Source organism: uncultured Algibacter sp., assembly GCF_947495675.1.
Taxonomy (GTDB): Bacteria; Bacteroidota; Bacteroidia; order Flavobacteriales; family Flavobacteriaceae; genus Algibacter_B.
Genome location: NZ_CANLZX010000005.1, coordinates 114282 through 140666 on the forward strand (window position 1 = coordinate 114282; position 26385 = coordinate 140666).

At 31.4% G+C, this 26385-nt stretch carries 21 protein-coding genes; 9 read left to right on the top strand and 12 right to left on the bottom strand.

Annotated elements, in window-relative coordinates:
* Positions 1 to 34: 34 nt before the first annotated feature.
* The 3 genes from Q0842_RS05405 to Q0842_RS05415 form a co-directional block, all read right to left on the bottom strand.
* A complete protein-coding gene (locus Q0842_RS05405; protein WP_298495191.1) occupies positions 35 to 2068 on the bottom strand; it encodes a M3 family metallopeptidase in 2034 nt (677 codons plus the stop codon).
* 149 nt (positions 2069 to 2217) lie between these two features.
* Positions 2218 to 2700 (bottom strand): 5-(carboxyamino)imidazole ribonucleotide mutase, encoded by a 483-nt coding sequence (gene purE, locus Q0842_RS05410; protein WP_298495195.1) that lies wholly within the window; start codon positions 2698 to 2700, stop codon positions 2218 to 2220.
* A 2-nt stretch (positions 2701 to 2702) separates the two neighbouring features.
* Positions 2703 to 3857 (bottom strand): 5-(carboxyamino)imidazole ribonucleotide synthase, encoded by a 1155-nt coding sequence (locus Q0842_RS05415; RefSeq protein ID WP_298495197.1) that lies wholly within the window; start codon positions 3855 to 3857, stop codon positions 2703 to 2705.
* Positions 3858 to 3995: 138 nt separating this feature from the next.
* Here Q0842_RS05415 and Q0842_RS05420 point away from each other — a divergent pair, with 138 nt between their 5' ends.
* The 3 genes from Q0842_RS05420 to Q0842_RS05430 all read left to right on the top strand — a co-directional run bounded on the left by Q0842_RS05420 (position 3996) and on the right by Q0842_RS05430 (position 6900).
* A complete protein-coding gene (locus tag Q0842_RS05420) occupies positions 3996 to 5105 on the top strand; it encodes an adenylate kinase (RefSeq protein WP_298495200.1) in 1110 nt (369 codons plus the stop codon).
* 160 nt (positions 5106 to 5265) lie between these two features.
* The gene (obgE, locus tag Q0842_RS05425; RefSeq protein WP_298495202.1) at positions 5266 to 6264 is read left to right on the top strand and encodes a GTPase ObgE; all 999 of its coding nucleotides are present in this window, start codon (positions 5266 to 5268) and stop codon (positions 6262 to 6264) included.
* Between the two features lie 114 nt (positions 6265 to 6378).
* A complete protein-coding gene (locus tag Q0842_RS05430; protein WP_298495204.1) occupies positions 6379 to 6900 on the top strand; it encodes a DUF4136 domain-containing protein in 522 nt (173 codons plus the stop codon).
* Between the two features lies 1 nt (position 6901).
* Here Q0842_RS05430 and Q0842_RS05435 read toward each other — a convergent pair whose 3' ends face one another.
* From Q0842_RS05435 to Q0842_RS05445, 3 genes are all read right to left on the bottom strand, one after another.
* Positions 6902 to 8323, bottom strand: a complete 1422-nt coding sequence (locus tag Q0842_RS05435) for a M64 family metallopeptidase (protein WP_298495207.1) — start codon at positions 8321 to 8323, stop codon at positions 6902 to 6904.
* An 89-nt stretch (positions 8324 to 8412) separates the two neighbouring features.
* Entirely contained in the window at positions 8413 to 8913 is a 501-nt protein-coding gene (locus Q0842_RS05440; RefSeq protein ID WP_298495209.1) for a hypothetical protein, read from the bottom strand.
* A 15-nt stretch (positions 8914 to 8928) separates the two neighbouring features.
* On the bottom strand, positions 8929 to 15012 hold the full coding sequence (locus Q0842_RS05445) for an MG2 domain-containing protein (RefSeq protein ID WP_298495211.1): 6084 nt from the start codon (positions 15010 to 15012) through the stop codon (positions 8929 to 8931).
* 209 nt (positions 15013 to 15221) lie between these two features.
* On the opposite strand from Q0842_RS05445, the gene Q0842_RS05450 reads away from it, so the two are divergent.
* Together Q0842_RS05450 and Q0842_RS05455 are read left to right on the top strand one after the other, a co-directional pair.
* Positions 15222 to 16172, top strand: coding sequence for a tetratricopeptide repeat protein (locus Q0842_RS05450; RefSeq protein WP_298495214.1), 951 nt, complete (start codon positions 15222 to 15224; stop codon positions 16170 to 16172).
* Between the two features lie 209 nt (positions 16173 to 16381).
* A complete protein-coding gene (locus tag Q0842_RS05455) occupies positions 16382 to 17737 on the top strand; it encodes a Mur ligase family protein (RefSeq protein WP_298495216.1) in 1356 nt (451 codons plus the stop codon).
* A 2-nt stretch (positions 17738 to 17739) separates the two neighbouring features.
* Here the strand turns inward: Q0842_RS05455 and Q0842_RS05460 are convergent, their stop codons facing one another.
* From Q0842_RS05460 to Q0842_RS05480, 5 genes are all read right to left on the bottom strand, one after another.
* Positions 17740 to 18276 carry a hypothetical protein gene (locus tag Q0842_RS05460; RefSeq protein WP_298495219.1) on the bottom strand — a complete coding sequence of 179 codons (537 nt, stop codon included), beginning with the start codon at positions 18274 to 18276 and terminating at the stop codon, positions 17740 to 17742.
* Position 18277: 1 nt separating this feature from the next.
* Entirely contained in the window at positions 18278 to 19003 is a 726-nt protein-coding gene (locus tag Q0842_RS05465) for a hypothetical protein (protein ID WP_298495222.1), read from the bottom strand.
* 34 nt (positions 19004 to 19037) lie between these two features.
* Positions 19038 to 19514, bottom strand: a complete 477-nt coding sequence (locus tag Q0842_RS05470; protein ID WP_298495225.1) for a hypothetical protein — start codon at positions 19512 to 19514, stop codon at positions 19038 to 19040.
* Between the two features lie 158 nt (positions 19515 to 19672).
* Positions 19673 to 20560 carry a dienelactone hydrolase family protein gene (locus Q0842_RS05475; RefSeq protein WP_298495228.1) on the bottom strand — a complete coding sequence of 296 codons (888 nt, stop codon included), beginning with the start codon at positions 20558 to 20560 and terminating at the stop codon, positions 19673 to 19675.
* A gap of 36 nt (positions 20561 to 20596) precedes the next feature.
* Positions 20597 to 21190: an FMN-binding negative transcriptional regulator gene (locus Q0842_RS05480; RefSeq protein WP_298495230.1), complete on the bottom strand. Its 594-nt coding sequence runs from the start codon at positions 21188 to 21190 to the stop codon at positions 20597 to 20599.
* Between the two features lie 88 nt (positions 21191 to 21278).
* Between Q0842_RS05480 and radC the strand changes: the two genes are divergently transcribed.
* The 4 genes from radC (at position 21279) to Q0842_RS05500 (ending at position 24880) form a co-directional block, all read left to right on the top strand.
* Complete coding sequence (gene radC, locus Q0842_RS05485) at positions 21279 to 21977, top strand: DNA repair protein RadC (RefSeq protein WP_298495233.1); 699 nt, start codon at positions 21279 to 21281, stop codon at positions 21975 to 21977.
* The gene (locus Q0842_RS05490) at positions 21977 to 23278 is read left to right on the top strand and encodes a polysaccharide deacetylase family protein (RefSeq protein ID WP_298495235.1); all 1302 of its coding nucleotides are present in this window, start codon (positions 21977 to 21979) and stop codon (positions 23276 to 23278) included. The genes radC and Q0842_RS05490 overlap by 1 nt, the downstream gene beginning before the upstream one ends.
* Complete coding sequence (locus Q0842_RS05495) at positions 23268 to 23957, top strand: YjjG family noncanonical pyrimidine nucleotidase (protein ID WP_298495238.1); 690 nt, start codon at positions 23268 to 23270, stop codon at positions 23955 to 23957. The genes Q0842_RS05490 and Q0842_RS05495 overlap by 11 nt, the downstream gene beginning before the upstream one ends.
* A 71-nt stretch (positions 23958 to 24028) precedes the next feature.
* Positions 24029 to 24880: a hypothetical protein gene (locus tag Q0842_RS05500; protein WP_298495241.1), complete on the top strand. Its 852-nt coding sequence runs from the start codon at positions 24029 to 24031 to the stop codon at positions 24878 to 24880.
* Between the two features lie 116 nt (positions 24881 to 24996).
* Here Q0842_RS05500 and Q0842_RS05505 read toward each other — a convergent pair whose 3' ends face one another.
* Positions 24997 to 26280 (bottom strand): replication-associated recombination protein A, encoded by a 1284-nt coding sequence (locus tag Q0842_RS05505; protein WP_298495243.1) that lies wholly within the window; start codon positions 26278 to 26280, stop codon positions 24997 to 24999.
* Positions 26281 to 26385 lie beyond the last annotated feature (105 nt).

Consider the following 26385-nt stretch of genomic DNA (forward strand, 5'->3'; position numbering starts at 1 on the left):
TTGAACAACAAAGCACAACCTTTTTTATAATTATTTAAATTAATCCAGCGCGTTTTAACAACGCCTCAGGCTTAGGTTCTTGACCTCTAAATAGTTTATATAAGGTCATAGGGTTGTCTGTTCCTCCTTGAGATAAAACATGGTCTTTAAATTTACTTGCTACTGTTTTATTAAAGATTCCTTCTTCTTTAAAATATTCAAAAGCATCTGCATCTAAAACTTCGGCCCATTTGTAGCTGTAGTAGCCTGAAGCATATCCGCCTTGAAAAATATGAGAAAACGATGTGCTCATGCATGTTTCTTTTGTTTCAGGGTATAATGATGTGTTTTTAAATACTTCAGTTTCAAAGGCCTTAACATCTTTTATATTTGTTGGGTCTTGACCATGCCAACTCATATCCAACAGTCCAAAACTTAATTGACGCAACGTTTGCATGCCTTCATGAAAGGTGGCTGATTCTTTAATTTTATTAACTAAATCCATAGGAATTACATTACCAGTTTCATAATGTGTTGCAAATAATTCTAAAGCTTCTTTTTCATAACACCAGTTTTCCATAATTTGACTTGGTAATTCCACAAAATCCCAATATACACTTGTTCCCGATAAACTAGGGTAGGTTGTATTAGCAAGCATACCATGTAGTGCATGACCAAACTCATGAAAAAGAGTAGTAACCTCATTAAATGTAAGTAATGATGGTTTTGTTTTTGTAGGTTTAGTGAAGTTACAAACTATTGAAATATGCGGTCTGCTATTTTCACCATTTTTAATGTACTGTGGTTTGTATGATGTCATCCATGCACCATTACGTTTTCCTGCTCTTGGAAAAAAATCGGCATAAAAAACAGAAATAAATTCACCTTTGGAGTCTGTAACTTTATAAGTTAAAACATCTTCATGGTATTTATCAATAGTATTAATTTCTTCAAAATTTAAGTCGAATAACTTATTAGCGATAGCAAAAGCACCGTTAATTACGTTTTCTAATTTGAAATATGGTTTTAACTGTTCATCATCTAAGCTAAACAGTTTTTGTTTTAATTTTTCAGAATAATAAGAGCCATCCCATTTCTGTAACTGATCAATACCATCTAACTCTTTAGCGAATTTTTCTAGGTTTTTAAATTCCCTTTTAGCGGCTGGTTTTGCTTTTTCTAGTAACTCATTTGAAAATTTAAGAACCTTTTCTGGAGTTTCTGCCATACGTTCTTCAAGAACAAAATGCGCATGTGTTTTATAACCTAAAAGTTTAGCGCGATAATGCCTTAGTTTTGTTATCTCTAAAACGTTAGCTTGGTTGTCTAAATCATTATTATTAAATGCTTTACTGCCTGCAGCTAAAGTCATTTTTTTTCTTAAAGCTCTATTGTCTGCATATGTAACAAAAGGTATATAGCTGGGGTAGTCTAATGTAAATAACCAGCCTTCTTTTTCTTTTGATTCAGCAACTTGTTTTGCCGCTTCTATGGCTCCATCAGGTAATCCAGATAAGTCATCTTCATTAGTAATTAGCATTTCAAACTTGTTAGTTTCTGCTAATACATTCTCGCCAAATTTTAATTTTAACTGACTTAGTTTTTTGTCAATCTCTCTAAGTTTAATTTTTTTCTCTTCAGGCAGGTTTGCACCATTTCTAGAGAAACTTTTATATTTTTTGTCTAGAAGTGTTGATTGTTCGGTGGTTAAATTTAATTTGTTTTTAGAGTCGTAAACTGTTTTTACACGTTTAAACAAATCTTCATTTAAAGTTATATCATTGCTAAATTCTGATAATAATGGTGATACTTCTTGAGCAATTTTTTGAATTTCTTCATTAGTTTCAGCAGAATTTAAATTAAAGAAAATACTAGAAATTCTATCTAACTGTTCACCAGAGAAATCTAGTGCTTCAATGGTGTTTTCAAAAGAAGGTTTATCAGGATTATTAACTATGCTGTCAATCTCTGCTTTTGCCATTAAAATTGCTTCCTTGAAAGTAGGTAAATAGTCTTCTGTTTGAATTATTCTGAATGGAGCGGTGTTATAATTCGTTTTAAATGGTGTTTTTAGCTTTTTTTTTATCATTCTTTCAAATAATGTGTTAAAGTTTAAATTTACTATGTATGCATAATAGATTTTGTTATATTTTTGCAGCCGATAATACTAAGAGTGACTAACTCATGAGAATTATTTGTTAATAGCTGAAAAGCCCTGAATAACTTCAGGGCTTTTTTTCATTTTAAATCTTTTGCAGATTCATTTACTTTTATTTTCAAGCCTTCTTTATAAGCAACAATTTTGTCGAGCACACATTTATCGCTCGAGCCAATAATCTGAGCTGCTAAAATACCTGCGTTTTTTGCACCGTTTAGCGCTACAGTAGCAACAGGTACACCACCAGGCATTTGAAGAATAGATAAAACAGAATCCCACCCGTCAATAGAGTTACTACTCTTTACTGGCACACCTATTACAGGTAGTGGAGATAAAGAGGCAATCATGCCAGGTAAATGAGCTGCACCACCAGCACCAGCTATAACAACGGCAAATCCTCTTATATGTGCATGCTTACCGTAATCAAATAGTTTTTCTGGTGTTCTGTGTGCAGAAACAATGTCTACTTCTACTTCAATATCAAAACCTTTTAAGATGTCTATAGCATCTTGCATAACAGGAAGATCACTTTTACTTCCCATAATTACTCCAACTTTGCTCATATTTATTCGCTTATAACTTTAATACTTTTCTTTACTTCTTCAGCGACACGTCTTGCTTCATTTAAATCTTCATTCACAATAGTTACATGTCCCATTTTTCTAAACGGTCGTGTTTGTTTTTTACCATAAATGTGAGGTGTTACACCTTCCATTTTCATAATATTTTCTATGTTTTTATAAACCACATTTCCTGTATAACCTTCTGCACCAACTAAATTTACCATAACGCCTCCAACTTTGCTATCTGTTCGTCCTAAGGGTAAATCTAAAATGGCTCTAATGTGCTGTTCAAATTGACATGTAAAACTTGCTTCAATAGTTTGATGACCAGAATTGTGAGGTCTAGGAGCTACTTCGTTTACTAAAATCTCGTCTTCTTTAGTTTGAAACATTTCAACAGCTAATAAACCAACATGATTAAATGCCTTGGATGCTTTTAATGCTACTTGTTCTGCTTTTTTAGCAACATCATTAGGTATTCTAGCAGGACAAATAACATATTCAACTTGGTTAGCTTCAGGATGAAACTCCATTTCTACAACAGGATACGTTTTCGTTTCGCCAGATACACTTCTTGCAACAATTACCGCTAATTCATTTTTAAATGGTATTAGATCCTCTGCAATACATTCACCTTTTGGTAAGCCTTCTAAATCTGTTAAAGTTCTAACCACTTTTACGCCATTACCATCATACCCAAATTGAGCTGCTTTCCAAACAAAAGGGAACTCTAATCCACCATTAGTAATCGCATCTTCAATTTCAGAGAGGTATGCAAAACGAGTAAAATCTGATGTTGGAATATTGTTATCGCGATAAAATAATTTCTGTTTTGCTTTATTTTGAATTCTTCTTAATGTTTTTGAAGCAGGATACACTTTTATGCCTTCTTTTTCAAGGGTTTCTAGTGCATCAACATTAACATTTTCAATTTCAATAGTTAAGACATCTACTTGTTTACCAAAATTATAAACAGCATCATAATCCATCAAATCACCTAAATGAAACTCATTACTAGCAATTTTACAAGGCGCCTCATTACTTGAGTCTAGAACCGACGTATAAATATCAAATTTTCGGGTGTTATACAGTAACATTTTACCTAATTGACCACCGCCAAGAATACCAAGTTTAAAATTTGAAGAAAAGTAATTCATTTAAATGCTTTTAATTAAACTTATGCATATGCTTGGCAAAAATACACTTAAATCTTAAATTAGTCCATAAATCATAAATCAAAAAATGGGTATTACTTAATCTATTGATTATCTTTGCTTTTTTAAAATTTATTACCCTTGATAAAGTTACACGACAAATATTTCAAACCTTTTGTTTCTGCAAAGGAAATTGATAACGTCTTAGAGCGTTTAGTAAATGAAATAGCGAAAGATGTTGGTGATGAAATTCCAGTATTTATTGGTATTTTAAATGGTTCGTTTATGTTAACCAGCGACTTTGTTAAAAAATATCCTAAACCATGTGAAGTAACGTTTATTAAATTAGCGTCTTATGAAGGTTTAAAATCTACTGAAGATATTCAAAGGTTAATTGGTATAACGCAAGACCTAACTGATAGAACAGTAATAATCTTAGAGGATATAATAGATACAGGTAATACTTTAAAAGAAGTTCACAGGATTTTTAAAAACGAAAAGGTTAAATCACTAAAAATAGCCACACTTTTTTATAAACCTGAAGCTTATAAAAAAGATTTTAAATTACATTATGTTGGTATTGAAATTCCTGATAAATTTATAGTAGGTTACGGCTTAGATTATGATGGTTTGGGAAGAAATTTACCAGAAGTATATCAAATAAAAGAAACTCAACACATGACAAACTTAGTATTATTTGGCCCTCCAGGAGCAGGTAAAGGAACACAAGCAGAATTTTTAAAAGAGAAATATAATTTAGTGCATATTTCTACTGGCGATGTTTTTAGATTCAATATGAAAAATGAAACTGCTTTAGGTACATTGGCTAAATCTTATATTGAAAAAGGCCAACTTGTACCAGACCAAGTAACTATTGATATGCTTAATGCTGAAGTAGAAAAAAATGCTCAAGCAAATGGATTTATTTTTGATGGTTTTCCTAGAACTAATGCGCAAGCACAAGCTTTAGATAAATTAATGGATAGTAAAGATTCCCAGATAAATGCCATGATAGCTTTAGAGGTTGATGATGAAGTTTTAGTAAAACGTTTACTAGAAAGAGGGAAAACTAGTGGAAGAAAAGATGACGCTGATGAAACTGTAATAAGAAACAGAATTAAAGTTTATTATGACGAAACAGCAATATTAAAAGACTACTTCGCAGCTCAAGATAAATATTTTGGTGTTGATGGTGTTGGAAGTATTGAAGATATTACAGAAAGGTTAAGTGCAGTAATTAATAAACTGTAATTACTTTTAAAAACAAAAATCTAATAATTAAAAGCTATAACTTTATAATTGAAGTTATAGTTTTTACGTTTTAGAACCTAATTTAAAAACTTTCGCTTTTGCGAAAAAAATAAAAGCTAAGAGTGATAAAACTTTTAACTTATAATATGTAACTTGACTTATGACTGAGGGAAATTTTGTAGACTACGTAAAAATGTTTGTGTCTTCTGGCAACGGAGGTAAAGGCTCTGTTCACTTACATCGTGAAAAATATATTACCAAAGGTGGTCCTGATGGTGGTGATGGTGGTCGTGGTGGTCATGTTATTATTCGAGGTAAATCCAATCTTTGGACTTTACTACATTTAAAATTTAAAAAACATGTTAGAGCTGGACACGGAGGGCATGGAAGTAGTGGTAGAAGTTTTGGAGCCGATGGTGAAGATGTATACATAGATGTGCCATTAGGTACTGTTATTCGAGATACAGAAACCGATGAAATACTTTTTGAAATTACCGAAGATGGTGAAGAAATAATATTAGCTGAAGGTGGTAAAGGTGGTTTAGGGAACTGGCACTTTAAAAGCTCTACTAACCAAACACCACGATACGCTCAACCGGGGATTCCTATGGAAGAGAAGTATGTTACCATGGAGTTAAAAGTTCTAGCCGATGTAGGTTTAGTAGGTTTTCCTAATGCAGGAAAATCAACCTTATTATCTGTAGTTACTTCAGCAAAACCAAAAATTGCCGATTACGAATTTACGACACTTAAACCAAATTTAGGAATAGTGAAATATCGTGATTTTCAAACTTTTGTAATGGCAGATATTCCTGGTATTATAGAAGGAGCTGCGGAGGGTAAAGGCCTAGGTCATTACTTTTTACGTCATATAGAACGTAACTCAATTCTGTTGTTTATGATACCTGCTGATGCCGATGATATTAAAAAGCAATACGATATTCTGTTAGATGAACTTAGACGTTACAATCCAGAAATGCTTGATAAAGATCGTATAATAGCCATTTCAAAAAGTGATATGCTTGATGAAGAGTTAAAAGCAGAAATGAAAATTGAGTTAGATAACGAACTTCCTATACCATACATGTTTATATCATCTGTAGCTCAACAAGGTATTACAGAGCTTAAAGATGTTTTATGGAAAATGTTGAATGCTTAGGTGAAAACATTATTTTGTTTTTGAGATATTAATTAAAACCTTTTAATTGCCAGTATATCAATAATTCAATATTGGAATAATTTTTGATTAACTTTATTTAAAAAATTAAAGTTCATGAAATTCCTTAAAACTACCATTTTAGCTATCCTAATAGTGTCATGCGCACCTATTCGCGTAAATTATGATTATGATAAAGCTACTGATTTTAGTACCTATAAAACATATCAATATTATGGTAATATGGAAACTGGTTTAAGTGAATTAGATACCAAGCGTTTATTGAATGCTATAGATGCTAAAATGGAAACCAAAGGCTTTAATGTTTCTGAAAACCCAGACTTCTTTATCGATATTAAAAGCTCAGAGTATCAGGCTGTACAAAGGCAAACCGTAGGTGTGGGTGTGGGTGGTAGCGGACGAAATGTTGGTGGTGGTATATCTATAGGATTACCAATTGGTCAGGCTAATGTTAATCGACAGATAACTATCGATTTTGTAGACGAGAATAAAAAACAACTCTTTTGGCAAGCTATTAGTGAATCAAGTTTTAATCCAAATACAACACCTGAAAAGCGAGAAACACGTTTAAATGCAATAGTAGAAAAGGTGCTTACAAATTACCCTCCAGAAAAGTAATTTATTTTTTTGTTAGCCTTTTACTAGCAATTAAAACTTTACCAGAATAGAAATTAGTTATATAAATGCCTTGACTTAAATAGCTAATTTTTAATTGTTTGTTTTCGTAATTAGATAGTGTGGTAGTATTAACAATCTTTCCATCTAGACTCACTATTTCAACTTTTAAATCTGAAATAGATTGGCTTTCAAATTCTAAATTTAAAATGTTATTTGCAGGGTTTGGATACATTGAAATATTATATGTGTTCACTTCATTTTCAATATCATTAACACCAAGCGTAGTATAGTTGATAGTCCAAGTTACGGTGTAAACATGAAAAGTATCATGATTGTCAACTCTTAAAAGATTAGAATTGTCGTTCACAACGGTTGTTAAGGTATTAACACCTTCAATTAAATCGGTTTCAGCTAAAGAAACGTCATCAACATTATTTGCATGAATTATTGTATTAAGTGTCCATTCACTATCTAAAGTATTAGGCTCGGGTTTAATTAAATTAAGCGAAAAATTTAAGGGAAACGTTGGGTTGTTAATACTGTTATTAGGTGTGTAAGCTTCAATTGGAGAAACTAAATTGTGAATTTTTTCAATAATCCCTTCTTTACAAACAGAACAAAAAGGATTGTTTAAAACTTCCATTTTACAGCTTGTATGTGGTTTGTACCAGTCAGAGCAATTTCCAGACGTACAGGTGTGTTGGTAAACGCCAATATTATTTGTTCCTAGCCAGTTGCTCCACTTTGGGTTGTTAATATTATCTACATGTGTCATATTAATTGCCTCGGCAGCAAGTAAATCTCCCGGATAATATTCGTCTTTTAAGTTAAATAAAGAATGACCTAGTTCGTGAATAGCTAATTCATCTGAACTAGCACCAGTTGAAGCCATTGGAAAGATACCGCCACTACCGCCATAATAAGGTGAGTTAACTAAAATAAGTGCTTGATCGTAAGTTGGAAAATTATCTGCTAAAACACTAAATATTTTAGCTTCTGTATTATTCGAATAATTACCATCGGCTTCATAAAAAAGCAGGAAATGATTACCATAAGCATCAAAAGTTGCATTAAAAAAGGTGTCTACGTTTGTAATTGGCACAGGCCAATTACTTTCGTAATAAGCACTTCCTATACCTGGGTGATCTGCACCACTTTCGTTTGAAGGTACTTTTATAGCATAAACATTAAAATACTCGGCGTATTCTTTTAGTGGGCTTTTGCTAAACATACTATTAGAAAAATTTGTGGCATCTGTAATAAATTTATCTAGTTCTGTTGTAGTATAGCCATCTCCCATAATAATAAGATTAATACGTTTGGCATCATCACCAGATATCTTTATAGGTTCTACATCAAAAACCTGAGCAGATAAGTATAGTATGTTTAAGCTAAAAAATAAGAAACATAAAAAAGATTTCATGTGTTTGGGTTTATTTTCTTCAATAGTCACATGTAGCTTCCATATGGTCATGATCTGGAGGTTCAACTACTAGAAATGGAAGTTTCATACTAATTAATTTGTGTTTTGATTAGGGGTTTGTTTTCGGCAAAGTTACTAATTGTTATGTATTTAGTACTATTTTGAAGTTGTAACCTTACAGTAAATTGTGTTTTGTCGAGTTTTATAACTTTGGTTTTAAAATTTTTAGACTCATCAATAAATTCTATAGTTTTAATTAATGGGTTTTTAATCCTTATTTTATGTAGCTCTTTTAAATTTTCATCAAGCTCCCGTAAAATTAAATCACCTTCTTTACCATTTTTAATAGGTTCATACTGTTTGCTTTTTAGCTTACCATCTACTATTTTTTTATTTATAAATTGAATATTTCTTTTGCCGCTTAAAGCTTGGTCAATACTATAATAAAGAAATATAATTTCTGGCGAGTGTTCTATAGTATTTTTTGTTGTGGTAGTATTTTTGTAATTCCCACAAGCCGAAAACAAAATTAAAGCACTTGAAAAGAGCAGTATTAATTTTAGTTTTTTATTTAAAAAGAGATATTTCAAATCTTAATTTTAAATTTAGTTTAAATTAGAGATAATAACTCTTGAGCCTTCACTATGACTACTAAATTCTGGGGCATACATACTTTGAATAGTTGTGATGCCATTACTCATATTACCAGCATTGTTAACACGTAAGTCGTATTCAAAAACATAAACACCTTTTGGTAAATAATCAAAAAAGAAGTTTGTTGACACATCTTTAGTGCTTTCATAATAGCCTAAACCATCTTGCCATTTATATTGACTCAAAACATTTATGGGTTCTAATCCAGATGCACGCATATCTTTCATATGGATAAATTCCATATTTCTATCAGATCGTAATTCAATTCTAACTCTAACTAAATCGCCAATTTTTAAATGGGTTTCAGAAGTGATTTCAGAAATCTCTTCACCAGTATCGGTATTCATTTTAAGGAATAGTTTTTTCTTTAATTTAAGTGGCGTCTCAGCTGAAGTTATGTTGTCTAAATCTTCAAAATATTGCCAATATAAACTTCCCCATGCGATACCTTTTCCTTTTTTAGATATAGATACTTGTCCCATTTCTGGTTTAATTTCAGAGCTATTCCAAGATGTTTTATAATAACCAGTTCCGGCTTCAACTTTTACAGCTTCTAATTTTGAAGGTTCTATGTTTTGTCCACCTATAACCACATCAACCATATCGGTTACAGATAACCAATCGCTTCCTTGTAGTAAAAGAGCATAAACAGCTTCTGTTGTGGCTTTAGTTGTTTTCCATCTATTGGTTTGCTTGTTTTTAAGGAGCCAAATTTTTAGGTTATCAATAGTTTCAGTATCGTTTTCAATGTCGCTAAAAGCCTCAATTAACAAAGCTTGAGTTTCAATGGGTGCTTGATACCAATACCACGAGTTTGTATTAGATTTCCAATACATACCTAATTCTTCAGAAGTAATACTTGTTTCTTTAAGTGATTTTAAAATCTTTGTAGCTGTTTTTGCATCATTATTTCTATGAGATGCTATAGCCATTAATCCTTTTGAATATAAAGATCTATTTAGCCAATATTTTTGTATTTGAGTTTGATAATAGTTTATTATGGTTTCAACTTCTTTTGATTTTTTTATGTCTGGGAAGAAACTTCGCATATATAAATAATGTAATTGTGTATTACTTAAATGATCTTTATTTAGGTCTACATCTTTATTGTATTTTTTTATGTTTTTGTATTCTTTAATAAATTCATTATCTAAATAGGTAATGGCTTTTTGAATCATACTAGAATTTACATCAGTACTTACGTTAAGCTTATTTAAATGGCCAAAACCATTAATAATATGCTGTGTAATGTATCGATTTTCGTAACCACCATTAAACCAGGCCCAAGCACCAGATGGTAATTGGTTGTTTTCTAGTTTTTTAAGAGCAGATTGCAATTCATTAGTCATTTTATTTAAATCGAATAATAAAGCAATACGCTTTTTTTGTTCAGTTTCGCTTTGTGCATCACGTAACCATGGTGTTTCTTGAATTAAAATAGATTTTAATTCTTGATTTTTTTCTAAGTTAGAAAGTAAAGCATCGGTATTACGCCATTGATTGAAAACGGCTTGAATTTTAGGGTTTGCATTGGCAATATGACTTGCTAAAGCATTTGCGTAGTATCTTGAAAATGTTTGTTCGTTACAATCATAAGGATATTCCATTAAATAAGGCAAAGCCTGTACTGCATACCATGCTGGGTTGGAAGTCATTTCCAAGGTTAACTTATGGTTTTTAAGTGTAGTTGAGGTATTGTTTCTTAACTTATTTAAAGTAAATGTTTTGGTTTGGTCGCTTTTAATCCACATTGGTAAAGTTTCGGTAACTAACATACGGTTACTTAAAATAGGCAAAACATTTTGCTCACCATCACCAAAATTAGCAGCTTTTGCAACAATTTTATATTGAACAGCCTGAACATTTTCTGGAATAGATAAACTCCAAGCTACTTGAGTGTTTCCTTTAGCATTAACAGAAAAGGTTTTGTTGTTTTCTGCATTATCAAGTTGAGCATTAATATCCTTACCAGTAACAGCATCCGTTAAAACTAATTGTGCTTGTCCAGAAAGGATGTTATCTGTAAGATTTGCAATTTTAGTGCTCAACGTAATTTGATCGCCTTCTCTTAAAAAGCGAGGTGCGTTTGGAATAACCATTAGTTCTTTTTGTGTAACTGTGGTTAAAGTTTGTGCTGTACTTTCTAGGTTTTTTGTGTGCGCTAATAATTGTAATTTCCATTGTGTTAAGGCTTCAGGCGTTGTAAAGCTAAAACTAATATTACCATCTTTATCGGTTTGTAATTGTGGAATAAAAAACGCTGTTTCTTGAAGGTTCTTACGAATTTGTATGTTGTTGAAGTTTGGTTTCTCTTCAATTAAATTATCAATAGCTTCTTTATCATTTGATTGTTCTGCACTTACCGAAGTTACGGCACCAGTTATAGCACTTTTCTTTTGAGTACCATATCCAACAACGACAGCTTCATCTAATTCAGCTTCTTCTGCCATCATCGCCTCAGGAGCTGCTTGAACACCAGCAACTCGACCTCTTAAGCTTTTTGAAACTCTTGAATAAAGTAAAGAATTATTATATCCAAAACTAAACCCAAACCAATTTAATTCATCATAATATTGTTGCGCATAATTAATTCGAGAATTGTTATTATAAACTCTAAAGTTTTGTGTACCAAAACTACCATAAGCATTTCTATTGCTAAACGCATAATAAATTGGAGATTGAACAGGAGTGAAGTTCCAGTTATGCGGTTTAAATTGATCTAAAGATGCGTCATACATACTTGCCAATAATTCGGCACTTACTTTTTCGCCATAAGGACCTTTAATTTTGAATTGCCAAGTTTCATCGGTTCCTGGTTGTAATTTATCTCTAAACGTGAGTGTTTCAATGTCTAAATTATTTTTAGGATATGGAACAGAAATTACTTGAGAACCCGATTTAAAACTATTAAAAGCAGCAAAACTATAATGTACTACAAAACCACCTAAGTCATCTTTTGTAACAGGGATTGCGAATGTTTTTTTGTTATCATTTAGTTTGATAATTTCTGTTTTAATAATTTTTTTATCCTTTTCTATAGATACAGTTACTGTTAAGCTTTTAGCTGCAGAACCAATTGTTATATATGCTGAGTCTCCAATATTATAAGATTGTTTATCATTAGAAATGGTGAAAAGTTGATTGTCAGCAGGGGTTTTGTCATCATTACTAAACAATGTGGTTTTAATCTCGTCTTTTACCAATTGACCAAATTTATCTTTGCTTTGTAATGTGATTATATATTCACCAGATTGCCACTTTTTTAGTTTTCCAAGATCAAGTGTTTTTGAGTCTTTGGTGTTAAACGATTTTTCTAAAACAAGTTTGCCTTTTTCCCAATTACTTGATTGATGCTCATTAGTATAAGCATCATGTGGAAATAAATTTTTGAAAACATCTTTAGATATTTCTTGATAATCTGGAGCCGCCCAAGGTCGTAATCTTAAAACAGCGTTAGGAGCGTTTAGCTTATAAATTTTAATTGTTCCTTTTGCAGGAACAAACTCACCATTAAGATTTTTAGAATCAATAGAAATTTTATGGTCTTTATTGTCTTTATCTAATATGTTATCAATATTTAAATTCGCTATTAAAGCATGATAACCAACGTTTACAATTGTGCTTGTGCTTCGGGTTTCACCATTTAAATCGGTAACATCGGCTATGATTTCATAATTAAAGGTTGGCATACTGCTCTTATCAACACTATTGTCTGGAATGGCTTTAAAAGTGATTTTAAACTCTCCTTTATCATTTGTAATAGTTTCTCCGTGTATGATTTCTTGAGGCTCACTATTTACCCATGGTCTATACCAAAAATACCAACGAGGGTATTGTACTTTTCTGTGTACTCTGTATACCACTTTAGCATCTGTAATATTACTACCAGCATAAGCTATGGCATTTCCTTTAACAGTCACAGAGTCGTTAATTTTATAAGTTCCGGATACTGGTACAAATTTAGTTTCAAATTTAGGACGTTTGTATTCTTCAACAGAAAAAGCGGAGTTACTTCGCATATATTTTCCAGAATCCGAATTTAATTCTATTCGGTGTATACCAGTTAAGCCATTACTTGGTAAAATAAACTCACCAGAAACAGAGCCAAAGGCATTAGTTTGGAGTTCTAATTTTTTAATTTCTTCATTATTTGTATTGTACAAAACAACAGATACGTTTTCCTTTTCTAAAACCTCAGAATTATTATTATCTGTTTTTATAACTATCGCTTTAAAATAAGCGGTTTGGCCAGGCCTATAAATACTTCTGTCTGTGAATAGAAACGCTTTGTAGTTTTCCTTTTGTTCTGGCAGATTATAAGTTTGATTAATGTAAAAATTACCAAAATATGCTGTATCATTTCCGTGTACAGTTTTTAACCTAACATTTCTATACCAGTTTTTATCTTTTTCAATTTTAATTTCACCTAAATTATTTGAGGTATAATTTTTAGTTATTATTTTTTGACTATTTCTAGAGTCATAGGAAACTTCAACCTTGGCATTTGTAATAGGAGTTCCATTGTTTCTATCAATAATTTGAAATATTTTATGATTTAAGGCTTCAGTTTCAACTAAAGCCATATTAGAAACTTGAAGATTTGCAAAGGCAAAGGTGTCTTTATCATTTTCATAAAAAGCAGCAACCAAAAACCTTCCATTATTAAGCTTTGGCATTAAAACCTCTGTGGCATGTGTTTGGTAGTCGTTTTCATTTTTTAACGAACTTTTCCAAGTATGATCAGCGTTTAATTTTTTTATAAAGTCAAGTTGGTCATTTTTTTTATATGTATTTAAAAATCTTTCATATTGTTTTTCTGAAACTTTATAAATATTGAATTTTAAAGCATCAATATTTTTATACCTAACCAATAAGCGTGAGTTTTCTTGAATAGGTAAAAAATCTTCAGTAGTAATTTGAAAGTTTATTTGTTTAATTTGAGATTTCAAAATGTCACATTTCTCAGCACCTTTACTTTTTGGGAATTTAGAAATAACTTGATTACACAACTCTAAGGCTTCTTTAGCTTTCCAACGTTGTTCCTCATTTATTTTAGGTTGGTAAGACAGGCTTTGTTCATGGTAAATAGAGGCTATTTCAAAATCATATAAACCAGAAACTTCATGAGACTTGTATTGTTTGCTCTCAGTACTTAAAGCCTCTAATAAAACAGCTTGTTTGTTAGTATAAGTAGCATGCTGGTGTACAAATTTTAAACGTTCAATATTTACGTATGCTAACGGAAAAGGCGATGCGTTTTGTAAATGAAATCTAATTAAATCTTTGTAAATTTTTAAGGCATTAAGTTGAAGAGACGTAGAGTCTTTTGATGTGATGTTTAAACTAGAAAATGTTTTAGCATCGCTAATATAATCAAGATTGTTAATCTCAAATTTATATGCAGGTTTAGTGATTTTAGTCTCGTTGGTTTTGTAGAATACTAAGGCGTTGTGGCTTAAAAAATCAAACAAAGTAGGTCTGTAAATCTTAGAGTCCTTTTGTGTATTTAATAAAACATTGTACTTTTTTAAAGACTCTTGTTGCAACATTAAACCATTTTCTAAAGAATTTTGAAAATGTAAATGTGTTTCATCAAAAAGGGTTTGTAAATCCCAAGTTCTAAAATCTTCAACATCTACTTTTTTAGCTGTTTTGGTACGGTTATAAAACTGCCATCTATGTTGGTTAAAATACTGCCAATATAAATTAGCTAGAATATTTTCAAGAATATTTTTTGTTGGAAATTCACTATTAGCAATGTCGGTTTTAAAGTCCTTAATAATACTTAATTGGGCATCTTCTTGTAAAACTAAAGCATACTTGCTTTTATAAAGCATTGTTTTTATAAGCTGAGGGTGGTTGTCATCTTTTTTAGCCTGTATTTCAATATCTTGAACAGTTTTTAATGCAGATTTTGTTAAACCATCAACTTCAAATTCCTCAACTTTAGTCCATAAATCCAAATAATTAGGGTTTTGGGCTTGTAATAACGTTGAAAATAGTATAATCATAAATAAAAATAGTGAGCGCTTCATGTATTTAATTTTGTCTCTAAAGTATATTCAAAAGCCGTTCCAAAAAACAATAAATTAGTAAAAGGTGGCGTTGGGTGAGTGAAGTTAAGCATTTTGTATGTAAAAAGGGAGTTATAGATATTACTAAAATTTTAAAACCTTAAGATTATCTTAATCATAAAACAAACTAAAAGCAGAATGGTTATTTTTGTGCTTACTACTTATATGTTATGAAAAAAATATGGTTTTTTTTGCTGCTTCCTATTGTGAGTTACTCGCAATTAAACCTTGATGCGATTCAAATACTTTTTAAACAAAAGCAATTTAAAAAAGCTGAAAACCAAATTGTTAATTATTTGCAATCACATCCAAATCATTTAAAAGCTACCGAGCTTTTAGGAGATGCTTACGGGTACCAAAAAAAATGGGACGATGCAATAGTAGCTTACAAAAAATTAGTAGAAGCCCAGCCAAATGTGGCTAATTATCATTATAAATACGGAGGTGTGTTAGGTATGAAAGCCTTACAAAATAAATTAAAAGCCATAGGTTTAATTGGCGATATTAAAAGCGCTTTTACAAAAGCAGCCGAGCTAGATAAAAACCATATAGATACCCGTTGGGCGTTGGTAGAATTGTATATGCAACTACCAGGAATATTTGGAGGTAGCAAAAGCAAGTCCTTAAAATATGCTCAAGAGTTAGAAAATTTATCTAAAGTAGATGGTTACTTAGCAAAAGGCTATGTAAACGAGTATGATAACGAGCCCGAACTTGCCGAAAAGTATTATAAAATGGCCATACAAGAAGGCGGGTCTTTAACCTGTTATAACAAGTTAACAACGTTTTACGAAACCAATAAACAGCCAGGCAAAGCCATACAAAACATAGAAAGTGCCCACAAAAAACTACACCGTAATGCATTACATTACCAAATTGGGAAAGTAGCTGCAGAATATAATATCGAGCTTGAAAAAGGCGAGCATTGTTTGCAAACATATCTCAATAATTATTCGCCAGAAGATGGTGTTCCTAAAGCCTGGGCACATTACCGTTTGGCCCAAATTAACGTGCACAAAAACAATAAGGAAACCGCATTAAAACATATCGATTTAGCCATAGCACAACTCCCAAAAATTAAACCTTTTTTAAAAGAAAAAGAAAAAATATTAAATCTCTAATATTTGGGCGTTACCACAAGGGTCGGGCTTTACGTTACAAGTCCTCGCCTCGTTCCTCAGCTGTGGGCTTTCCACTTCAATCCCTAACGCAAAAAACTTCCGGCTTCGGTCTTCGTGCTTCCAACTTCAATTCTTATATTTACTTCTTAATTCAATTTTCTAAAACAAGAACTAATTGAAACGAGCATTTTAGAATTCAAAATCAAAACATGAACGTACATTTTATAGCTATTGGCGGCGCTGCAATGCACAATTTAGCCTTAGCATTACATAATAAAGGATACCAAGTAACAGGAAGTGACGATACTATTTTCGAACCTTCAAAATCTAGGTTAAATGCTAAAGGATTACTACCAGAAGCTTTTGGTTGGTACCCAGAAAAAATCACCAATAATCTTGATGCTATAGTTTTGGGTATGCATGCCAAAGCAGATAATCCAGAGTTATTAAAAGCACAAGAGCTCGGAATTAAAATATATAGCTATCCAGAATTTTTGTACGAACAATCCAAGCACAAAACACGTGTAGTTATTGGTGGAAGTCACGGTAAAACAACCATAACTTCAATGATTCTTCATGTTATGCATTACCATGATAGAGAAGTAGATTATATGGTTGGCGCCCAATTAGAAGGGTTTGATGTAATGGTGAAACTTACCGAACATAACGATTTTATAGTACTTGAAGGCGATGAATATCTAAGCTCACCAATAGACAGACGGCCAAAATTTCATCTATACAAACCTAATATTGCATTATTAAGTGGTATTGCCTGGGATCATATAAATGTATTTCCAACTTACGAAAACTATGTTGAGCAGTTTAGCATTTTTGTAGATTCAATTGTAGAAGGAGGCAGTATAAATTACAACGAAGAAGATCCAGAAGTAAAGCGTGTTGTAGAAGCTAGCGAAAATACCATTAGAAAAATAGCTTACAAAACACCAGAATATACCGTTGAAAACGGACAAACATTACTAGAAACACCAGAAGGTGAATTGCCAATAGAAGTTTTTGGTAAACACAATTTAAACAACCTTGCAGGAGCCAAATGGATTTGCCAACATATGGGTATTGATGAGGACGATTTCTACGAAGCAATCTCAACCTTTAAAGGAGCCAGTAAACGATTAGAAAAAATTGCCGAAAGCAACAAAAGTGTCGCTTATAAAGATTTTGCACACTCGCCAAGTAAAGTAGAAGCAACAACAAATGCGGTTAAAGAGCAATACGAAAATCGAACACTCGTTGCTTGTTTAGAATTACACACATATAGCAGTTTAAACGCTGAGTTTTTAAAAGAATATAAAGGGGCTCTTGATGCTGCCGATGTTGCAGTAGTATTTTATTCGCCACATGCCGTAGAAATTAAAAAACTAGAAGAAGTAACGCATGAGCAAATTGCAAATGCATTTCAGCGCGACGACTTAATTATTTATACCAATCCAGACGATTTTAAAGACTTTCTGTTCTCTCAAAATTTTGAGAATAAAGCATTATTATTAATGAGTTCTGGTAATTATGGTGGATTAGATTTTGATGCTGTTAGGGGATTGATTGAGTAGTTTTATTCAAGTTTAATTTTTATGTCTTTTGGAATAAAATATTCTTTATATGAGGTATAGACAGTTTCACAATAAGCGGTAATTCTAATTAGAGAATTATTGTCAAGTAAAGTCTTGTCTATACTTTTACTCAAATTCAATTTTGGTATTTCAAAAATAATTTCTCCATTTTGTTCAAAAATTTGACCTTTAAATTTCTTTTCAAATGGATGAGTATTTGTAATGAGATACTCATTAATGATATCATTATCAATTCCGAATATTCTTGGACCTTCAATGAAACGTTTTTTTAATTCTTGATTAAAGCCAACCTCTTCTTTTTTAATAGAAAAGGAAATATCCAGATTACTATAATCCTTAAAAAAACGTATTGTTTTACCCTCTTTTTCAGGATATACTAAGATTGTTATTTCGAAAATGTCATTAATCTGGTATAAATCTTTATCTATTTCGATAAACCTTTTAGTTTCAGAGAAATCGTTTTTTGAGCAACTAGAAACTAAAATTAGTAACAGAAAATATCTTAAGGCATTTTTCATTTTAAGCTAGCTTGTTTTCTGAGATAAATGCTGGCACAACATTTTCCATTTTAGCAAAACTTAAACTAAATTCATCATTTCTAATATCATCAAGTAACCATTTACCTTCCGTATATTCCATAATCCAAACTTTACTTTCATCATTAAACCCTCTTTTACCTTGAACTATTTTTCTTGTACTCTTATTAATTAAATAATCTTCGATATTTGCAGTAATTTCAAAGGCTATTTTAGAACCTTCAAAATTATCATTGTCCGAGATTTCTAAATACAATGGTTTAATACTACTAATACTTTGCAGTTTACAAACATTTAAAAGGTTTTCTTTTTTCCATCGATCAAGATGAACAAGTTGTTGGTTCTGCCAATACCAATGATTAACATACTCTGAAACTTCCTGCATGTTTTCTTTACCCCAAGCCAGATGTACTCTACTAAAAACATTAGATACATTCTTTTCTATATTTAACCACATAAAATCTTTGTTTTTAATACCAAGTTTAGCAAGTTGTTTTTTAGCTTTTCTAACTGCTATAAACTCAATAATTCTAACATAAAATACAATGGGTAAGAAAATAATAACTAAAAGACTCATTAATAGTTTACCCCACCAAGTTTTAAATAGGGCTTTTGCTACAGTTCCACCAGGCCCAGCATAAACAGGGTCTATAAATAAAAGCAAAACAAAAATTAAAGTAATGACTATGGTTAATTTGTTGATTTTCATATTTAATAAGATTTACGGAAGATGTTTTAAAATTCTATAAAATTCTATAAAAGTCTATAAGACTAAAAAGAATTATAAATATTAAGTACTTAGCTTGTTTGTTACTTATGCTATGTTTTTTAAACCATGCTAGTGCCGGAATTAAAAATATTAAAGCAAAAATGTATTGTATATATACTTCTCCAGTATCATTTAAATAGGTTTTTCCAGATTTAACTTTGGTGATTTCTGAAGTTTCTTCGTGAAAATAAGAGGTTCTTAATATAACTTTATCTCCAATTTCAAGAGCATTAAATATATCTTCTGTGAATTGGTCATTATTACTCTCAAAATAGACGTTGTAAGTTGTTCTATCGAATTTTGCTCTATAGCTTTCGTTTTTTGAAACAACTGTAGTGGGAATATTTTTATTAGGTAAAAATACTTCAGCAAAAGTTAGTAATCCAACTAAAACAGGAATAACAGACAATATCTTAATTTGCTTGTTATATTTTGATAGATTAAGTTTCAAATTTACTTTTTGGATTTATTTAATTGAACTAAGATAATAATTTTTCTTACATATTTGAATTTGTGATATTAAAAGTAAAAACAGTAAAATTGATATCCAATTTACTCTTGTTTCTTAACTTATGAAATCTAAAATAAGTTTTTACCTTTTTATTAAAATCACTTCAACTTCTCCTTAAAAAAAGCAATAGTTCTACTCCAAGATAAATCAGCAGCTTCCTTGTCAAATCGAGGTGTTGTATTATTATGAAACCCATGATTTACGTTAGGATAAATATGAGCTGTATAAGCAATGTTATTGGCTTTAAGAACCGCTTCAAAAGCAGGTAATCCTGCATTAACTCGAGTATCTAATTCGCCATATTGTAATAATAAAGGGGCTTTAATTTTAGCAGCCTCTTCGTCAGAAGGTTGTCTTCCGTAATAAGGCACAGCGGCACCTAATTCTGGAATTCTTACAGCCAACATATTTGCCATCCAGCCACCAAAGCAAAAACCTACCACACCAATTTTACCATTACAATCTTTATGAGATTTCAAGTAATTGTAAGCTTCAATAAAATCTTCAATCATTTCATTTCTATCACGCTTTTTTTGCATGGTTCTTCCATCGTCATCATTTCCAGGGTATCCACCAAGAGGCGATAAAGCATCTGGAGCTAAGCTAATAAAACCTGCTTTGGCTGTGCGCCTTCCAACATCTTCAATATATGGATTAAGGCCTCGATTTTCGTGAATAACAATAACACCAGGGAGTTTAGTTTTACTGTTTTTAGGTTTTGAAAGTAACCCTTTTATAGTACCTCCACCTTTGGGAGATTCGTAAGTAATATAATCTGAGTCTAAAGTTGGGTCATTAGCTTTAACTAGTAAACAATCAATATAATTTGGTGACATAAAACTTAATAGCGATGATACCGTAATACCACCAACGGCATAAAGAGAAAGCTTTTCAACAAATTGCCTTCTGTTAAGTTTATTATGCGCGTAATCATCATAAAGATCAAACACTTCTTGTTTAATGTCTTCTTTTTTTAAGTCTTTCATAATAAGTGTTTTATATTTTATGTAAGTTAAGGGTTTTTAAAATATATTATCTAAAAACGCTTTTATACTATCTTTATTAGCTCTTACCAATTCCGCTCTAGCGCTTTCAATATCCTGTGGCTTTTTATCTTGTGAGAGTTTAAATTTACCTTCCCAAGAATCAATAGAAATTTCAAACATTTCAATATAATTAAGATAGGCATTCATACTTTTATTATCAGGCTCTAAAACGTATTTATGGTCTGGTGCTTCAAGAAATTCGGTCATTGTAATTAACGACTGCTTTAAAGCCTCTTTGTTTTTAATAGCTTTCACCTTGCCTTTTAAATGTACTTTTATGTAATTCCAAGTAGGTAATTGTTTAGAGGTATAAATGCTTGGTGAAATATAACATTGCGGACCCGAAAAAATAATGGTAATATCATTATCATTTTTTAAAAGTTCTGCCTGTGGGTTGTTAATATCAATATGCCCAATAAGCTTACCATTATCGTTGTAAATTAAAGGTAAATGCGTAATTAAAGGTTTGTTGTTTTTAACCGAAATTAATGTAGCTAAAGGATAGGTTTTAATTACCTCTATGAGGTGATTAATATCGTTGTCTTGATGGTGTTTTGGTGGGTAACTCAAAGTTTAAGGTATTCCCGAAATTTAGGAATCTATGATTTTAGTTAATAATTCTATTGCTTCTGAAATTTACAATATTTATCTTTAACCAATGCAAGAAAAACCATCGTCATTTTCTATAAAAAACTGGAGTCAAGACGATCAGCCACGTGAAAAATTATTAAATAAAGGCAAAGCTGCTTTAAGTGATGCAGAACTTGTTGCCATTTTAATAGGTTCTGGGAACCGAGAAGAAAGTGCTGTAGATTTATGCAAACGTATTTTGGCCAGTACAGATAATAACTTAAGTGCTTTAGGAAAACTATCCATAAATCAACTTATGGAATTTAAAGGTATTGGAGAAGCCAAAGCCATTAGTATTATTGCAGCCTTAGAGTTAGGACGACGACGTAGGGGAGAAGAGGCGCTTGAAAAAAAGAAAATCACATCCAGTTCATCTGTGTTTGAATTAATGCAACCCGTTATTGGTGAATTACAACACGAAGAGTTTTGGATTATCTACATGAATAATTCTAACAAAGTGCTTCAAAAAAATCAATTAAGTAAAGGCGGCATAACAGGTACTTTGGTTGATGTGCGGTTAGTTCTTAAAAATGCATTAGAGGTTGGAGCAACTGGTTTAATATTAGCGCACAACCATCCTTCAGGGACTTTAAAACCAAGTGAAGCTGATAAACAAATTACTCAGAAATTAAAAATTGCAGCACAAAGTTTAGATATAAAAGTTTTAGACCACCTAATTATAACAGAAAAAGCATACTTTAGTTTTGCTGATGAAACCTTACTTTAATGCTTTTAGTTTACACTCATAAAATATCACCAAGACTTAAATATGTTTTTAAACATATATGCACTCGCGTTTTGGGTGTTAATGTTAGGTTTACAACTAAAATTGAAGAGTTTATTGCACACGATAGTTTAAAAATGTCGTACACAAAACAGCAATTAAGTAGTGAGTTTTTTATTAAAAGTCATGATATTTTATTTGAACAGGGTCTTAGCGATATAGATATTAATATACATGACTGGGAAAACACAAAATGTTTCTTTTATTTGGGAGAAAAAAGTGCTTTGCCTTTTGATATTTTTTCGGCATCCTTTTATTTGCTTTCAAGATATGAAGAGTATTTACCACACGTAAAAGATGAATATGGACGTTTTACAGCTACCGAAAGTTTAGCTTACAAAGAAAACTTCTTACATCAACCCGTTGTAGATATTTGGGCTTATAAATTTAAAAAAGCTTTACAAAAACAGTTTCCAGAGTTTGATTTTCCAAAACGAAACTATCAAATAATACCAGTAATAGATGTGCCAAGTCCATATCACTATAAACTAAAAGGTATTATGCGAACCTTAGGAGGCTCGCTTAAAGATTTTGGTAGATTAAGACTTAAAAGCCTTTATGCTAGACTTATGGTGCTTCTTGGCTTTAGGCATGATCCTTACGATACTTTTAAATATTTAATTAATAGACAGAAAACATCTCAGTTTAAATTTCTTTTCTTTTTTCTAATTGGCGATTATTCTACCTACGATAAAGGGATAAATCCCAATAAAAAGAAATTTGTATCACTTATAAAACATATTGGCGATTATTCTAGAGTGGGATTAAAAATATCTTATTTTGCCATTGAAGATGAATTGCTTTTAAAGAAAGAAAAACAAAGAATAGAAGAGATTTTAAATACCAACTTAAAAGCTTCTAGGCAATCATTTTCCAAACTTAATTTACCAGAAACTTATAGAAACCTAATAGCTTTAGAAATTAAGGAAGATTATACTATGGGCTATGTAAACCATATTGGTTTTAGAGCAGGCTCGTGCACACCTTTTTTATTTTACGATTTAGATTACGAAGTACAAACACCACTTAAAATTGTACCTTATCAACTTATGGATTTTACACTTTTAAAGTATAAATCTTTACTAGACAAAAAGAAGGTTTTAAATGAAATTATTAATGAAATAAAGCAAGTAGATGGCCAGTTTGTTCCAATTTTTCATAACTATACATTTAACGATGATAAAACATGGCAAAGTTTTAAAGAATTGTTTAACTTAATTTTAGATTCTCCTAATGAAGTTTAAAAATATTACAGATGTGTTTTTTGATTTAGATCATACACTTTGGGATTTTGATAAAAACTCGGCGTTAACTTTCAAAAAGATTTTTGAAATTAATAATGTTAATATAAGTCTTGATGATTTCCTACATCATTATGAACCCATTAACTTAAAGTATTGGAGACTTTATAGAGAAGATAAAATAGGAAAAGAAGATTTACGTTATGCAAGATTAAATGATAGCTTTGAGGCTATTGGTTTTAATGTTAATATCCAATTAATCCACAAATTATCAGAAGATTACATAACGTATTTAAGCTCTTTTAACCACTTGTTTGAAAACACATTTGAAATTTTAGATTATTTAAGTTTACGTTACAACTTACATATTATTACCAATGGATTTGATGAGGTGCAGTTTAAAAAAATGAGTCATTCTAAAATTGATCATTATTTTAAAACTATAACCAACTCTGAAATTGCAGGAGTAAAAAAACCGAATCCTATAATATTTAATTATGCATTAAATTTAGCCAATACAAATGCAAGTAAAAGTGTTATGATTGGTGATAGTTATGAAGCCGATATATTAGGAGCAAAAAATATGGGTATGGACGTTGTGTTTTTCGATCTTAATAACAAGACTGTTGATAATAGTATTACACAAATTGATAATTTAATACAATTAAAAAACTTTCTATAAGTTTAACATTTAACAAATAATACTCTTTATTAACAAAGTGTATCTTTACAAACAGCATTAAAATATATATTATGAATACTAAGTTTTTTTCGATACTAATAACCTGTTTAATTGTAACATCTGTTTTTGCCCAAACTAGTGTTAATAATTATAAATATGTTATAGTTCCAAATAAGTTCGATTTTTTAAATAAAAAAGACCAATATCAAATAAACTCACTAACCGAATTTTTGTTTAAAAAACATGGTTTCGAGGCGTTAAAAGAAGGTTCTGATTATCCAAAAGATTTGATGATAAATAGATGTTTGGCTTTAAAAACGGATGTGATAAAAGGCTCTGGTATGTTTAAAACAAAACTTACAGTAGAGCTTTATGATTGTAATGATAAACTAGTTTTTACTTCATCAATAGGAGAAAGTAGAGAAAAGGAATTTAAAACGGCATATAACTTAGCTTTACGTGATGCTTTTAAATCTATTGAAGCACTAAATTATAAGTATGTGCCAAATAAAAACATTACTTCGCTAACTTCTACAAATTCATCTCAGCCTAATACTGCAGTAACAGAAGAAATACAACAACTTAAAAAAGAAATACAAAACTTAAAAGAAGAAAAGCAGCCAGAAGTAGCTGTTGTTGCTAAACCCCAAGTAGAAACTGTACAAGTAGCAACACCACAAGTTAATGAAGTTGCTGTGATACAGGGTAATACAAATGTGTTATATGCTCAGGCTATAGATAACGGATTTCAGTTAGTTGATAGCTCTCCAAAGGTTGTTTATAGAATTAAGAACACGAATTTAAAAGATGTATATATTGTTGAGGGTAAAAGTGCTATTATCTACAAAAATAATTCTGATTGGGTTATAGAGTATTATTCTGGTGCAGATTTAAAACAAGAGTCTTTAAATATTAAGTTTTAACTTTAATTTAAAAACCTAATTTGCGTTAGGGATTGCAGAGGAAAGCCCACAGCGAGGCACGAGCGCGGACTTGTAACGTAAAGCCCGACCCTTTTTTGGGTAACGCCATTAAAATTTTAATAGTTGTATTTATCTTTCCAGCGTTGTTTTAAAAACTCACGATGCGCATTTTCTCTGGCATTATTTCCTGGGTCGTATAGTTTTTCATTTTTTATTTCGTCTGGTAAAAATTCTTGTGGCGCAAAATTATTTTCGTAGTTGTGCGCATACTTGTAATTATCGCCATAACCCAGTTCTTTCATAAGTTTAGTTGGGGCGTTTCTAATTTCAAGAGGTACACTTAAATCGCCAGTTTGTTTTACTAGTTGTTGTGCTTTGCCTATAGCCATGTAAGATGCATTACTTTTTGGTGAACAGGCCAAATAGGTAGCACATTGACTTAAAATAATACGCGATTCTGGGTAGCCAATGGTTGTTACTGCCTGAAAGGCATTGTTTGCAATTACCAAAGCCGTTGGGTTGGCATTACCAATATCTTCACTTGCAGAAATTAATAGTCGGCGAGCAATAAATTTTACATCCTCGCCACCTTCAATCATACGTGCTAACCAATATACTGCACCGTTGGGGTCGCTACCTCGAATAGATTTTATAAATGCCGAAATAATATCGTAATGCTGCTCTCCTGTTTTATCGTAACGAACCGTGTTATTCTGGATTTTTTCTAAAACAACATCATCTGTAATTATAATATTATCGGTATCAAAAGAGTTTACTAAAAGTTCGAAAATATTAAGTAATTTTCTGGCATCGCCACCAGATAATCTTAAAAGTGCATGGGTTTCTTTTAACTCAATGTTCTTTTTAGAAATATGTTCGTCTGTCTCAATAGCACGTTTTAAAAGGGTTTCTAAATCCGTTTTATCAAATGCATTTAAAATATATACTTGGCAGCGCGATAATAATGCCGATATAACCTCAAAACTAGGGTTTTCTGTAGTGGCACCAATAAGTGTAATCCAGCCTTTTTCAACAGCTTGTAACAACGAGTCTTGCTGAGATTTACTAAATCTATGAATCTCGTCAATAAACAAAATGGGATTTTTAGTAGTAAACAAACCACCACTTTGTTTTGCTTTATCAATAACCTCACGAATATCTTTAACACCCGAATTAATGGCACTTAAAGTGTAAAACGGTCTGCCAGATTCTGTCGCAATTATATTAGCAAGAGTTGTTTTGCCAGTACCAGGAGGTCCCCAAAAAATCATTGAAGGAATTAAGCCCTGCTTTATATGCTGGGTTAACGAACCACCCTTGCCAACTAGGTGTGCTTGACTCACGTAGTCTTTCAAGGTTTTTGGTCGTAACCGTTCTGCTAAAGGCTCATTATAATTCATTAACACAAAATTACATGAAATTATTTAAGTTTTGGGCGTGTCCCTCGAAGAAAAATCGAGGGTCGGGCTTTTCATTACAAGTCCGCGCTCGTGCCTCACTGTGGG

Bases quoted from the DNA above. Each gene is read 5' to 3' on its own strand.
- Q0842_RS05445 (WP_298495211.1), bottom strand. From the start codon at position 15,012: ATGAAGCGCTCACTATTTTTATTTATGATTATACTATTTTCAACGTTA.
- Q0842_RS05455 (WP_298495216.1), top strand. From the start codon at position 16,382: ATGAACGTACATTTTATAGCTATTGGCGGCGCTGCAATGCACAATTTA.
- Q0842_RS05495 (WP_298495238.1), top strand. From the start codon at position 23,268: ATGAAGTTTAAAAATATTACAGATGTGTTTTTTGATTTAGATCATACA.
- Q0842_RS05465 (WP_298495222.1), bottom strand. From the start codon at position 19,003: ATGAAAATCAACAAATTAACCATAGTCATTACTTTAATTTTTGTTTTG.
- Q0842_RS05500 (WP_298495241.1), top strand. From the start codon at position 24,029: ATGAATACTAAGTTTTTTTCGATACTAATAACCTGTTTAATTGTAACA.
- Q0842_RS05435 (WP_298495207.1), bottom strand. From the start codon at position 8,323: ATGAAATCTTTTTTATGTTTCTTATTTTTTAGCTTAAACATACTATAC.
- purE (WP_298495195.1), bottom strand. From the start codon at position 2,700: ATGAGCAAAGTTGGAGTAATTATGGGAAGTAAAAGTGATCTTCCTGTT.
- Q0842_RS05460 (WP_298495219.1), bottom strand. From the start codon at position 18,276: ATGAAAAATGCCTTAAGATATTTTCTGTTACTAATTTTAGTTTCTAGT.
- Q0842_RS05475 (WP_298495228.1), bottom strand. From the start codon at position 20,560: ATGAAAGACTTAAAAAAAGAAGACATTAAACAAGAAGTGTTTGATCTT.
- Q0842_RS05450 (WP_298495214.1), top strand. From the start codon at position 15,222: ATGAAAAAAATATGGTTTTTTTTGCTGCTTCCTATTGTGAGTTACTCG.
- radC (WP_298495233.1), top strand. From the start codon at position 21,279: ATGCAAGAAAAACCATCGTCATTTTCTATAAAAAACTGGAGTCAAGAC.
- Q0842_RS05490 (WP_298495235.1), top strand. From the start codon at position 21,977: ATGCTTTTAGTTTACACTCATAAAATATCACCAAGACTTAAATATGTT.
- Q0842_RS05430 (WP_298495204.1), top strand. From the start codon at position 6,379: ATGAAATTCCTTAAAACTACCATTTTAGCTATCCTAATAGTGTCATGC.
- Q0842_RS05505 (WP_298495243.1), bottom strand. From the start codon at position 26,280: ATGAATTATAATGAGCCTTTAGCAGAACGGTTACGACCAAAAACCTTG.
- Q0842_RS05405 (WP_298495191.1), bottom strand. From the start codon at position 2,068: ATGATAAAAAAAAAGCTAAAAACACCATTTAAAACGAATTATAACACC.
- obgE (WP_298495202.1), top strand. From the start codon at position 5,266: ATGACTGAGGGAAATTTTGTAGACTACGTAAAAATGTTTGTGTCTTCT.
- Q0842_RS05415 (WP_298495197.1), bottom strand. From the start codon at position 3,857: ATGAATTACTTTTCTTCAAATTTTAAACTTGGTATTCTTGGCGGTGGT.